We start from the raw sequence: 12617 nt of genomic DNA on the forward strand, positions 1-12617 counted from the left end.
ATTTATTTGAAGAAATTTTTAAAAATCGTATTTACATGTGTTTTAGTAGTAGCGGGCATTGTAGGAGGATTTCTAGCGTATATGACACTTACTAAAGAACAGCCTGCTGATGTTATAAGCTTGAAGGTGGAGAATAATAAGGAGCGCGTATTAGCGACTGGAAATGAGTTTAAAGTTACAACATTTAATATTGGATATGCTGGGTTAGATAAGGATCAAGATTTCTTTATGGATGGTGGAAAGGGATCTGGTTCAAGTAGTAAAGAGCAAACGGAAACTAATTTAAAGAATATGCTTTCGTTTTTACAAAATGAGAATAGTGATTTTGCACTATTACAAGAAGTTGATATAAAGTCACTTCGTTCATTTGATGTAAATGAACATGAATTTTTGAAAAAAGGATTACCTGATTATGTTTCGTCATTTGGCAAGAACTACGATACGAAATGGGTTCCAGTGCCAATAATAAATCCAATGGGATATGCGGAGGCTGGATTAAGTACGTTTTCTAAATACACTGTTCAAGAAGCGAAGAGGTTCCAGCTTCCTGGAATGGAACCTTGGCCAAAGCGTTTGTTTGATTTAGATCGAGCAATTGTGGAATATAAAATTCCTGTTAATAATGGGAAACATGTTAGACTCGTAAATTTACATTTGTCTGCTTATGATGAAGGCGGGAAAATTAGAAAACAGCAAGTAGAGTACTTAAAAGAATATATGAACAAGCATTATGAAAATGGTGATTACGTAATAATGGGCGGAGATTGGAATCAATTAGTTTCAAACGCTCAATTAAGTGATCCGAAGTTCGTGAAAGAGCGCCCTGAGTGGTTAGTAGAGTTACCGAAGGACTTTACGGACGGTGGCTTTAAGTGGGCTGTAGATCCGTCTGTTATGACTGTGAGAGATGATGTAAAGAAATATGTAGAAGGTGAAAATTTCGTCACTATTATTGATGGCTTTATCGTTTCACCGAATGTAGAGATTGTAAATGTACAAGGGAAAGATTTAAAGTTTGAAAATAGCGATCATAACCCAGTAAGTGCGGTATTTAAACTGAAGTAATTGATATGTATAAGTAGAAGGTGGGGCTTCATATGGAGTGGTTAAAGAGGACTTGTTTTTCTAACCTTGAGAAAGAATCACAGAAAAATCATTTATTACTGTTTATAACGATTTGTAGTTTCTTTCTTGGGATAATCGCAATTGGGTATTATGGATATATTTTTACAGAGAGAGCAATAGCGTTTTGGATTTGTGGTATTTCTGTCGTTGCATTTGGAACGCTTTTTATTTTTATAAAAAGTATGGAATCAGCGTATAAATATATCATGACATTTATGTTGCTTACAATGTCTTACATTATGGTACAAGCCTTTAATGAAAGCCCGGCTGTATTTCAAATGGTCTATTTTACATTAGCTGTTTCACTTATTTACTTAAGGGAGCGCCTCATTTTAATTCTTGGCGGGGTAGCTGTTGTGATCACATTTATCCTTTGTAGCTATTGGCCGGAGCAATTTTTTGCTTATACAGCCTCGTCTGAAGCTGCTAATTTCGCAAGTTTGTTAGCGATTGTAACAATCGCTATGTGGGGCGTCACGAAAATCGGTTCTAATCTGCTCCTTCGTTTAAGTGATGAGAAGCAAGAAGTAATGAGAAAAGCTCAGGAGTTAGAAGAGACGCAAAGACTTATTGAAGAAACAGTTGTGAAACTAGATAGTAATTTCAATCATTTAAGACAAAATATGAACACGTCGATGGAATCGATGAGTGAAATTAATTTTGCCTTTGAAGAGGTGGCAGTTGGTACGCAATCACAATCAGAGATGATGTATCGTTCGGTAGAAGTATTGAATGATATGGAAGGAAATATTGAACAAATCATCTCTCAAGTAAGAACTGCATCGGCTCGTGTGGATGAAAGCTTAGAAATTTCAAAAGGTAGTGTACATACTCTAAGAAATTTTGAAACTAACATGAGAAGTTTAAATGATGTTGTTTCACAGTCTGGAATTATATTTAGAGATTTAATGATGCAATCGAAACAAATTAATGAAATTGTAGATGTAATAACGAATATTTCAAGTCAGACGAGTTTGCTAGCTTTAAATGCAAATATTGAAGCTGCGAGGGCAGGCGAGCATGGAAAAGGTTTTGCTATTGTAGCGAGTGAAGTGTTAAAGCTTGCTGAAGAATCAAATCGTTCTGCGGGAAGAATTCAAGGGATTTTGAAGGAGTTTAGTAATCAAGCAAGTAAGGTAGAAGTGCAAGTAGAAAAGTCAGAAAGAGTACAAGAAGAATGTAACGAGATGTTAGCAAGCGTTTTAACAAATGTAACTGATTTAGGGAAGTTTATTGATGCGATTAATGAAGTAATGCGAGAGGTTGTTGTTCATCAAGAAAGTTTCCAAGTTAAAACGACGAATATCGTAAAGGATGTTACGCATGCTTCTAACGTAATTCAGCAAACTTCTACAGCTACAGAAGAAGTGCTAGCGAGTGTGGAAGAAGAAAAACATCGAAATGATACGTCAGTGAAGACGTTACAAACTGTTAGCGAGCAAGTGAAGTTGTTAGAAGATATTTTAGAAAAGTAATATTGCTTGGAAAGAGCACGAATGATGTGCTCTTTTTTCATTGAAACGAATACTTGATAGGAATTTAATTGCTTTTCTGCGCGTTTTCTGCCAAGCTTAAGGAGATAAAATTCAGCTAATAGCGGAATTAAAATACTTCAAAGAAAGAATTAAATAGGTGACGCATATGATCGAAGTTAAGACTTCTGAACTTAGTGATGGAGAATTTAATAGAGGTGTATTTGCAACTCGTGATATTAAAAAAGGTGAGTTGATACACGCAGCACCAGTTATCTCTTATCCGAATGAACAGCATGAACATATTGAGAAAACATTACTTGCTGACTACGCATTTGAGTATGGAATCAATCATACGGCAATCCTTTTAGGATACGGTATGTTATTTAATCATTCATATACACCGAATGCAACGTATGATATTGTCTTCGAGAACCATACGTTTAACTTCTATGCTTATAAGGATATAAAAGCAGGAGAAGAAATTTTAATCAATTATAATGGTGAAGTTGATAACGATGAGCTGTTATGGTTTGATAAAGAAAAAGAAGAGAACGAAAAGTAATATAAAGAGTATAGAAAGAGCACATTCTGTCGGATGTGCTCTTTTTTTATTGATGTAAATAAAGTAAAAAGTACAAAAAAATACCACTTTCTTTTTGTGTGGTATAGTAAGATACTGAGGGATAGTGTTTTGAAAAAGTCACATATTTTACAAATTGTTGTCTTTCTGATGACATGTCAAGTTTAGTAGTCCATTTGGGTTGCTTTATTATGCAATATATATTTTAATATGAGTGGCACCTCTTATAAATTAAGAGGTTTATAGGTGTCTCGAATTGATTTTGGGTACACTGTATCCACCACTTTAGGTTCTTTCATGTACGTGGGGATATTATGGGCCCGTATAACGGGATAAAATGAATATAGAAATAGAGGAATCGTAAAATGAATATGCAAGAGGTTTATAAATATTTAAGTACGGTATTGCCTGAAGGACATGTTAAACAAGATGAAATGTTAAAGAATCATACGCATATTAAAGTTGGCGGAAAAGCAGATGTTTTTGTTGCGCCTACAAATTATGATGAAATTCAAGAAGTTATTAAATATGCGAACGAATATAATATTCCAGTTACGTTTTTAGGAAATGGATCGAATGTCATTATTAAAGATGGTGGAATTCGCGGGATTACAGTAAGTTTAATTCATATTACAGGTGTTACTGTAACAGGAACGACGATTGTAGCACAGTGTGGTGCAGCAATTATTGACGTATCACGTATTGCCTTAGACCATAACTTAACGGGTCTTGAGTTTGCTTGTGGTATTCCAGGTTCAGTTGGCGGAGCATTATATATGAATGCTGGTGCATACGGCGGTGAAATTTCGTTTGTATTAACAGAAGCTGTCGTAATGACAGGTGATGGAGAGCTACGTACTTTGACGAAAGAAGCATTTGAATTTGGATATCGTAAGAGTGTATTTGCGAACAACCATTACATTATTCTTGAAGCGAGATTTGAACTTGAAGAAGGTGTACATGAAGAAATTAAAGCAAAAATGGATGATTTAACGTTTAAACGTGAGTCAAAACAGCCTCTAGAATATCCTTCATGTGGTAGCGTATTTAAGCGCCCACCAAATAACTTTGCTGGTAAGTTAATTCAAGACTCAGGACTACAAGGTAAGCGAATTGGTGGAGTAGAAGTTTCTTTAAAACACGCTGGGTTTATGGTGAATGTTGATAACGGAACAGCACAAGATTACATCGATTTAATTCACTTCGTACAAAAGACAGTTGAAGAGAAATTTGGCGTGAAGTTGGAGCGAGAAGTAAGGATTATTGGAGAAGATAAGGAATAAAGAAATACGTATGAAGATATGAATTATTTTAAAATAATATTTGGGTATTGTTGACAATTTGTTTTCAATTCAATATAATGGCTAATAATTTAACAAATAACATACGTTGAAAGAGCCCAGTAGCAGTTTGTCACTGTTAACGAGAGAGCTAGGGGTTGCTGGAACCTAGCACAAACAAACTTGTGAATTACACTCTGGAGTATCTTAGGTAATGCTAAGCGGACTGGCAATCGATATTATTGCTAAGAGTGGTATGAGTAGCTATGCTATTTATACAAACTGGGTGGTAACACGGTGAATAATCGTCCCTATGTCATAGACATAGGGATTTTTTGTTTTAAAAAAATAAAGGGGATGACAAAAGATGAATATCATTGATGAGTTAGAATGGCGCGGCGCCGTTAATCAACAGACTGACGAAGAAGGCTTACGTAAGCTAGTAGAAGAGAAAAAGATTTCACTATACTGCGGAGTTGATCCAACCGGTGATAGTATGCATATCGGACATTTGATTCCGTTTATGATGATGAAGAGATTCCAATTAGCCGGCCATCATCCTGTTATTTTAATTGGCGGGGCAACAGGAACAATTGGTGATCCGAGTGGACGACAATCAGAGCGTCAACTTCAAACGTTAGAAGTGGTTCAGCATAATGTAGATGCGTTAACAGCACAAATGAAAAAGCTATTTGATTTTGGTGGAAATAGCGAAGTGAAGATGGTAAATAACTATGATTGGACACATGAAATAAATATTATTGAGTTTTTACGTGATTACGGGAAAAACTTTAGCATCAATAGCATGTTAGCGAAGGATATTGTAGCAAGCCGTTTGGATACAGGTATTTCTTTCACGGAATTCACGTACCAAATTTTGCAAGCGATGGACTTCCATCATTTATACACGAAAGAGGATGTTCAACTGCAAATTGGTGGTAGTGACCAATGGGGAAATATTACGAGTGGTTTAGATTTAATTCGTAAGTTAGAAGGTCATGAGGCGAAAGTATTCGGATTAACGATTCCGTTATTATTAAAATCGGACGGTACGAAGTTTGGTAAATCAGCGGGTGGTGCGGTTTGGCTTGATCCTGAAAAAACGACACCGTTTGAATTTTACCAGTTCTGGGTAAATACAGATGACCGTGACGTCGTTAAATACTTGAAATACTTTACGTTCTTAACGAAAGAGCGTATTGATGAATTAGCGGTTAAGGTGGAAACAGAGCCTCATAAACGTGAAGCACAAAAAGTACTAGCAGAAGAAATGACGAAATTCGTTCATGGAGAAGAAGCATTCCTGCAAGCTGTGAAAATTACAGCAGCGTTATTTAGCGGAGATATTAAATCGTTAACAGCTGATGAAATTGAACAAGGTTTTAAAGAGATGCCAACATTCCAGTCTTCAAAAGAGACGAAAAACATCGTAGAGTGGCTAGTTGATTTAGGAATTGAACCATCTAGACGACAAGCGCGTGAAGATATTAATAACGGAGCGATTTCTATGAATGGTGAGAAAGTAACAGATGTGGGTACGGATGTTACTGTAGAAAATTCATTTGATGGACGATTTATTATTATCCGTAAAGGGAAGAAGAATTACAGCCTTGTGAAGTTAGGCGAATAGTTTGTGTGAAAGGATGGGAGTAGGAAGAATACTTCCATCTTTTCGTATACACAATTTGGACATAAAATAATCAGTAAATTTAGATAATTAAAAGGGTTATACGATTCTTCTGCCGAATAAATAAGTTAGAGAAAATTACGGATAAAGTGAAACTTTAATCAGTGGGGGGTGTTCCTCCCCACTGATTATTAGTTGAACCAATCGGGCTTTTACGGGCAGTTAATCTTCCAACTTCATCCCTGCATTCACTGTATTTTAAGGTGGAGGTTTTACTGCCCGTTAATGCGGGATAAAAATAGCCCGAACCATGCAGGGCATGATTCGGGCTTATATTCAGATTAGTAAGCTAAGCTGAATAGACCTTTAATGTGTGATAAGTAACGAACGTTACTTGCTTCTTTCATTAATGATGCTGGTAAGCCTTTAAGTGGAGTATTGCTTGCTCCAATTGTAGCAACCGCATCTTTACGTCCTAGACTAGCAAGTGTTCCAGAGTTTACAGGTGCGAACTCTTCGAATGCTTTGCCTTCTAGTGCTGCGTATAAGTTGTATCCAATTAACTCACCCATTTGCCAAGCGATTTGTGCAGTTGGTGGGTATGGACGTCCGTCTGGAGCGAAGACAACAGCGCTGTCTCCAGCAACGAATACGTCTTTGTGAGAAGTAGATTGTAGGTATGCATCAACTGTTGCACGTCCACGGTTAACTTCAAGACCTGATTCACCGATTAATGGGTTACCTTGTACGCCGCCCGTCCAAACGAATGTGTTAGCAACAAGTTTTTGACCGTCTTTTAAGTCGATTTCGTTGCCAGCAACGTTTGTTACAGGAAGACCAGTTAAGAATGTAACGCCGCGCGCTTCTAGGCTAGTAGTTGCACGTTCGATTAAGTGGTCTGGTAATACTGGAAGGATTTTTGGACCTGCTTCAACAAGAAGAAGTTTCACTTCTTTTGGATTTACGCCGTGGCTTTTTGCAAGTTTAGGCATAATGTCAGCAAGCTCACCAACTAGCTCAACGCCAGTTAATCCGCCACCACCGATTACGATTGTAGCATCAGCTTCGTTTTTCGTTTTCGCGTATTCACGAATACGGTCTTCAACGTGTTTGTAGATTTTGTTTGCATCAGCAGCAGATTTTAATACCATGCTGTTTTCTTCTAGTCCTGGAATACCGAAGTAAGCAGTTTTACTTCCTAAAGCAACTACAAGTGCATCGTAAGATAAAGTAGTGCCGCCAGCTAGTTTGATTTCTTTGCTATCAACTGAGAATGACTCAACTGTTGCGATTTTAAGATCGATATCTTTACCTTTGAAAAGCTTTGTAAGTGGCATTGCAACTGCTTGCTCAGACACGTTACCAGCTGCAAGGCGGTGTAGTTCAGTGATGATTTGGTGCGTTGGGTATTGGTTAATCACTGTAACTTGTGCTTCTGATTTACTGTAATATTTACGTACGTTTAAAGCGGCAAGAAGACCGCCATAACCAGCGCCTAAGATGACAATTTGTTTTGACATAGTATGATATCCCCCGTCTTTACTAATTGTTGTTATAAGTTAACTTATTTATTGTTACGTTCTGCACTAATTTGAAGATATGCGTTCACAAAGCGGAACATTTTTTGTGCTTGTGGATCTTTTAATAATTTTAATAGACCGAACAGGCCGATAACTTCGTTGCTTTCGTCAGCACGATCTTTCGCTTCGATTGCAGTAGCAGCCATGCTTTTCACTGTATCTTTTACAGGTTCTACAAGCTCTGTGATTGCACCAACAGTGTCGCTTTTTAATACTTCATCAGTAGCAACAGTTTGAGCGAAGTCATAAGACTTAGTTAAAATGTTAACAAGCTCAGTTAATTTTGGAAGCTGTTCTACTAGTGTTGTTAATGATTCTTGTACCTCAGGTTTTAACAACTGATCAAGTACATCAAGTTGTCCTTGGCTAGCAGAAATTTGTACAGTTTCTTGTTCTGGCTTTGTTTGAGTCATAGTTTCTGGCATCTCCAATTCTCCTTTACGATAGCAATACTCTTATTTTTTATAAGTAAGATAGTAAACGGTTACGAAACTTTATACAAAGTTTCACAAAACACAATAAAATGCCTTTAAATTTATGACAGCAAGTAAGCTGACATAAATCTAAAACCATAACGTCTTACTTATTATTTATGAACTGTCCGATACATGGCTTGTCCGCATAATGGAAAAGCTCCGTTACCGGAAAGTGTATATAATATATATCCTATATTATATACTATATACACCTATGTTAACATAAAAATGATTCCTAATTATTTGATATTGAGTGTATAACGTAGTGCTGACAAGGTATGAAAGCGTATAAAATATTTTGTTCCAGTTAGAAATGTACATATATATATAGAAAAAAAGGAAAAAATGAACAAATTCATGTTCGTTTTTTCCTTTTTCCTATTATTCACCTTCTGCAATTAGCATCGATGTGTTACCTTCTTTTTCAAGATGGCATTCGCCCCAAGAACAAAGAGAATCAAGAATGGATTCTAAAGACCAACCGTAGTCGGTAAGAGAATATTCTACTTTCGGTGGGACTTGGTTGTATACTTTTCTTTGAATGACGCCGTCGTCTTCTAATTCACGTAATTGCTGTGTTAACATTTTTTGTGTAATACCAGGCATGGAACGTTTTAGTTCACTCGTTCTCTTTGTACCTTTCGTTAAGTGACAAAGGATAACAACCTTCCATTTTCCGCCGATAACTTCTAAAGTCGCCTCTACAGGAATATTGTATTTCTTCATATGAAATCCTCCCTTTGTAAGTAAAATAAGTTAAATCATACAAATGTTACTTTTTAGTACCTATAGCACTTTAAAGTACGTACTTTTTATTATGTTAAATATGTTTCATAATAGCACATGTAAGAGGCAAATGAGTAGTACGGTACCAAAAAGTGACTATGTTACTTTTTAGTGCCTATCGTACTTTAAAGTGCGTTCTTCAAAAAAGGAATGAAACCATTCATAATAGCATTTGTAAGTATGAAATATATTTTTTAGAAGATAAAAGGGCCTTTTTATCATACTATTATGATTGGATTTCTTGTAATAAGGAGGAATTCAATTGAGTTCATATACAGTACCATCTTCGGAAGCTCAGACGAGCCGAAGAAGTATGTTTGCTTTATTAGCGCTAGCAATTAGTGCGTTTGGGATTGGTACGACCGAGTTTATTAGTGTCGGTTTACTACCATCTATTTCAAAAGATTTAAATGTTTCGGTTACAACAGCCGGTTTAACGGTTTCCTTATATGCGTTAGGAGCAGCGGTAGGAGCTCCTGTTTTAACAGCGTTAACGGCTAGTATGTCGCGAAAGACATTATTAATGTGGATTATGGTTATTTTCATTATTGGTAATGGCATTGCGGCGGTAGCAACAAGCTTCACTGTATTAATTATTGCAAGAATTGTATCTGCGTTTGCACATGGTGTGTTTATGTCAATTGGATCTACAATTGCAGCTGCAATCGTACCAGAGAATAAACGTGCTAGCGCAATTGCGATTATGTTTACTGGATTAACAGTTGCGACTATTACTGGTGTGCCAATTGGAACATTTATCGGTCAACAATTTGGGTGGAGAGCGTCATTTATGGCGATTGTTGTAATTGGAATTATTGCTTTCATCGCAAACAGTATACTCGTCCCATCTAATTTAAAAAATGGTGTACCTGTATCGTTTCGTGATCAATTTAAATTAATTAAAAATGGAAGACTATTACTTGTTTTCATTATTACTGCACTTGGATACGGCGGTACATTCGTAACATTTACGTATTTATCTCCGTTATTACAAGAAGTAACAGGATTTGAAGCAAGTACTGTTACTATCATTTTATTAGTGTATGGAATCGCAATTGCGATAGGGAATATGGTCGGCGGAAAATTATCGAATCATAATCCGATTCGAGCGCTATTTTACATGTTCTTGATTCAAGCGATTATATTATTTGTTTTAACATTTACAGCGCCATTTAAAGTAGCTGGATTAATCACAATTATTTTCATGGGACTATTCGCATTTATGAATGTTCCGGGGCTACAAGTATATGTAGTTATATTGGCAGAGCGCTTTGTTCCAAGTGCGGTTGATGTTGCTTCAGCAATTAATATTGCCGCATTTAACGGAGGGATCGCTTTAGGTTCTTATATAGGTGGCCTTGTAACGAATTCATTAGGATTAATCCATACTGCTTGGGTAGGTGGCCTTATGGTAGTAGCCGCTGTTATTTTAACAGCGTGGAGCATGACATTAGAAAAAAGAGATCAAGTAAAATAAAAGGAGAGAAAATAAAATGAAAAACTTACAAAGTAAAGCAGTATTAAATAACGGTGTAGAAATGCCTTGGTTCGGTTTAGGTGTATTTAAAGTAGAAGAAGGACCAGAACTTGTAGAAGCTGTAAAATCAGCAATTAAAGCAGGATACCGCAGCATCGATACAGCTGCAATTTACGGAAATGAAAAAGCTGTAGGTGAAGGAATTCGTGCAGGTATTGAAGCGACTGGTATTGCAAGAGAAGAATTATTTATTACTTCAAAAGTATGGAACGCAGATCAAGGGTATGAAACAACAATCGCTGCATACGAAGAGAGTCTAAAAAAATTAGGACTAGATTATTTAGATTTATATCTTGTTCACTGGCCTTCAGAAGGAAAATATAAAGATACATGGAGAGCGCTAGAAACACTTTATAAAGAAAAGCGCGTACGTGCAATTGGTGTAAGTAACTTCCAAATCCATCACTTACAAGATGTAATGAAAGATGCAGAAATTAAACCAATGATTAACCAAGTAGAATACCACCCTCGTTTAACACAAAAAGAACTACAAGCTTTCTGTAAAGAACAAGGTATTCAAATGGAAGCATGGTCACCACTAATGCAAGGTCAATTATTAGATAACGAAACATTACAAGAGATTGCTGAGAAACACGGTAAAACAACAGCGCAAGTTATTTTACGTTGGGATCTTCAAAATGGAGTAATCACAATTCCAAAATCAACGAAAGAACACCGCATTATTGCAAACGCAGATGTATTTAACTTTGAATTAACGAAAGAAGATATGGAAAAAATCGATGCGTTAAATCAAAATCATCGCGTTGGTCCAGATCCTGATAACTTCGATTTCTAAGATTAAGGTAAGAAAAAAGAGTGCTTAAAAGCACTCTTTTTTTTTGCATAAAAATAGTTTCTAAATAAATACTACTTAGTATTAAGTTTGTTATTAAGGGGCTGTAAACATGAATATAAAGCAATCGTTCAAACTTTTAGCTATGTTTTTAAGTGTCTTATTTGTATTATTCCCACTTCAAAAAGCATTCGCAGAAGTTATGGATCATACAAAGTATCAAATGGATTGGAGTTATAGTAAGTCAAAGAAGAAACCAATTCGAACAGAACTTATTAAAACGGCAGATGGAAAAATTGCATTTTGCTTAAATGTAGATTTAAAATCTCCGAGCGGTCAAGATTTACCAGAAATGGGTAAAGTGGATATTAATGTGTACCGTGTACTGTTGAATGGATATCCACAAAAGAGCCCACAAGAATTAGGAGTATCTGATTGGAGAGAGGCGCATTACGCAACGCAGCTTGCAGTATGGAATGCGTTAAAACAAATTGATGTTAATGATTTAGATTTCCGAAATAAAAATGTAGAGAAAGTAACAAAAGATATCGTTGCAAAAGCAAACGCTAGCGAAGAACTACAAGAAATTACGATGAGTGTAACTCCTACAGAAGAACAAGAAGCAGTCTTAAAAAATGATTTCTTTGAAACAGGCTTATATACAGTAGAAACAAATGCAAAAAGTGGAACGTATAAAGTGCAAGCAACAGGTGCACCAGCGGGCGTGAAATTTGCAAATGAAAAAGGCGAAACAAAAACAGAATTTAATGTAGGAGAAAAGTTCCGCATTTTAATTCCGAAACAAACACCAGCTGGTGGATTTAGCTTTAAAGTATCAGGAAATTTAACGAAATTACAAGGGATTGCGCATAAAGGTACACCGACTATTCAAAATGCAGTAGTATTACTTGAGCGTAGTGAAGAAAAAACAAGTCCAGAGTTAGCGGTAAGTTGGAAAAAGGCTGAGGCTCCAAATAAGCCATATACTCCAAATGAACCGCATAAACCGAATCAAAAGAGATAATGAAAAAGCATTGGTATATGCCAATGCTTTTTCATATGAATTTTTTAAAGGTATATCAAGATAATAATTAATCGAGTGAAACACTATTTTAACGTTTGAAGAAGTATTTAAAAATAATAAAATATGGAGAAATCTAAACGTTACAATAAATGGATTTTATTCACGAAATTGTAACATTATTCTAATTAGAGAGGCTATCAAACAAAGTGTAAAGCGTGTACAATTCAGTTGGAAAAACTACCTATAGATGGTCATATATGAAGAAAATGTAAAACTCTATTGTTGTTCACATTTTTAGATGTATAGATGACAATACTGAAAAATATCTTTTACT

Annotated in this window: 11 protein-coding genes and 1 other annotated feature; of the genes, 8 read left to right on the plus strand and 3 right to left on the minus strand. The window is 36.0% G+C overall.

Annotated elements, in window-relative coordinates; all coding sequences use genetic code 11:
* Nucleotides 1-6: 6 nt before the first annotated feature.
* From IQ781_RS17585 to tyrS, 5 genes are all read left to right on the plus strand, one after another.
* A complete protein-coding gene (locus IQ781_RS17585) occupies nt 7-1065 on the plus strand; it encodes an endonuclease/exonuclease/phosphatase family protein (RefSeq protein ID WP_000714050.1) in 1059 nt (352 codons plus the stop codon).
* A gap of 32 nt (nt 1066-1097) precedes the next feature.
* Nucleotides 1098-2600: a DUF4077 domain-containing protein gene (locus IQ781_RS17590; RefSeq protein ID WP_242808142.1), complete on the plus strand. Its 1503-nt coding sequence runs from the start codon at nt 1098-1100 to the stop codon at nt 2598-2600.
* A gap of 166 nt (nt 2601-2766) precedes the next feature.
* A complete protein-coding gene (locus IQ781_RS17595) occupies nt 2767-3162 on the plus strand; it encodes an SET domain-containing protein (RefSeq protein WP_000573649.1) in 396 nt (131 codons plus the stop codon).
* Between the two features lie 383 nt (nt 3163-3545).
* Complete coding sequence (murB, locus tag IQ781_RS17600; protein ID WP_001057102.1) at nt 3546-4463, plus strand: UDP-N-acetylmuramate dehydrogenase; 918 nt, start codon at nt 3546-3548, stop codon at nt 4461-4463.
* Nucleotides 4464-4560: 97 nt separating this feature from the next.
* Nucleotides 4561-4776, plus strand: a binding site (T-box leader).
* Nucleotides 4777-4827: 51 nt separating this feature from the next.
* A complete protein-coding gene (tyrS, locus tag IQ781_RS17605; protein WP_001021108.1) occupies nt 4828-6090 on the plus strand; it encodes a tyrosine--tRNA ligase in 1263 nt (420 codons plus the stop codon).
* A 338-nt stretch (nt 6091-6428) separates the two neighbouring features.
* Here tyrS and IQ781_RS17610 read toward each other — a convergent pair whose 3' ends face one another.
* From IQ781_RS17610 to IQ781_RS17620, 3 genes are all read right to left on the minus strand, one after another.
* Entirely contained in the window at nt 6429-7607 is a 1179-nt protein-coding gene (locus IQ781_RS17610; protein WP_000043202.1) for an NAD(P)/FAD-dependent oxidoreductase, read from the minus strand.
* 44 nt (nt 7608-7651) lie between these two features.
* The gene (locus IQ781_RS17615) at nt 7652-8092 is read right to left on the minus strand and encodes a DUF1641 domain-containing protein (protein ID WP_001115309.1); all 441 of its coding nucleotides are present in this window, start codon (nt 8090-8092) and stop codon (nt 7652-7654) included.
* A gap of 432 nt (nt 8093-8524) precedes the next feature.
* Nucleotides 8525-8869: a winged helix-turn-helix transcriptional regulator gene (locus tag IQ781_RS17620; RefSeq protein ID WP_000760481.1), complete on the minus strand. Its 345-nt coding sequence runs from the start codon at nt 8867-8869 to the stop codon at nt 8525-8527.
* Nucleotides 8870-9242: 373 nt separating this feature from the next.
* Between IQ781_RS17620 and IQ781_RS17625 the strand changes: the two genes are divergently transcribed.
* The 3 genes from IQ781_RS17625 (at nt 9243) to IQ781_RS17635 (ending at nt 12283) form a co-directional block, all read left to right on the plus strand.
* Entirely contained in the window at nt 9243-10406 is a 1164-nt protein-coding gene (locus IQ781_RS17625; protein WP_002026553.1) for an MFS transporter, read from the plus strand.
* 16 nt (nt 10407-10422) lie between these two features.
* Nucleotides 10423-11262 carry an aldo/keto reductase gene (locus IQ781_RS17630; protein WP_000793532.1) on the plus strand — a complete coding sequence of 280 codons (840 nt, stop codon included), beginning with the start codon at nt 10423-10425 and terminating at the stop codon, nt 11260-11262.
* Nucleotides 11263-11371: 109 nt separating this feature from the next.
* Nucleotides 11372-12283 carry a thioester domain-containing protein gene (locus IQ781_RS17635; RefSeq protein ID WP_065381880.1) on the plus strand — a complete coding sequence of 304 codons (912 nt, stop codon included), beginning with the start codon at nt 11372-11374 and terminating at the stop codon, nt 12281-12283.
* Nucleotides 12284-12617 lie beyond the last annotated feature (334 nt).

Origin of the sequence: Bacillus sp. N447-1, assembly GCF_022701035.1 — a bacterium.
GTDB classification, from domain to species: Bacteria; Bacillota; Bacilli; order Bacillales; family Bacillaceae_G; genus Bacillus_A; species Bacillus_A cereus.

Bases quoted from the DNA above. Each gene is read 5' to 3' on its own strand.
- IQ781_RS17590 (WP_242808142.1), top strand. From the start codon at position 1,098: ATGGAGTGGTTAAAGAGGACTTGTTTTTCTAACCTTGAGAAAGAATCA.
- IQ781_RS17595 (WP_000573649.1), top strand. From the start codon at position 2,767: ATGATCGAAGTTAAGACTTCTGAACTTAGTGATGGAGAATTTAATAGA.
- murB (WP_001057102.1), top strand. From the start codon at position 3,546: ATGAATATGCAAGAGGTTTATAAATATTTAAGTACGGTATTGCCTGAA.
- tyrS (WP_001021108.1), top strand. From the start codon at position 4,828: ATGAATATCATTGATGAGTTAGAATGGCGCGGCGCCGTTAATCAACAG.
- IQ781_RS17610 (WP_000043202.1), bottom strand. From the start codon at position 7,607: ATGTCAAAACAAATTGTCATCTTAGGCGCTGGTTATGGCGGTCTTCTT.
- IQ781_RS17615 (WP_001115309.1), bottom strand. From the start codon at position 8,092: ATGCCAGAAACTATGACTCAAACAAAGCCAGAACAAGAAACTGTACAA.
- IQ781_RS17620 (WP_000760481.1), bottom strand. From the start codon at position 8,869: ATGAAGAAATACAATATTCCTGTAGAGGCGACTTTAGAAGTTATCGGC.
- IQ781_RS17625 (WP_002026553.1), top strand. From the start codon at position 9,243: ATGTTTGCTTTATTAGCGCTAGCAATTAGTGCGTTTGGGATTGGTACG.
- IQ781_RS17630 (WP_000793532.1), top strand. From the start codon at position 10,423: ATGAAAAACTTACAAAGTAAAGCAGTATTAAATAACGGTGTAGAAATG.
- IQ781_RS17635 (WP_065381880.1), top strand. From the start codon at position 11,372: ATGAATATAAAGCAATCGTTCAAACTTTTAGCTATGTTTTTAAGTGTC.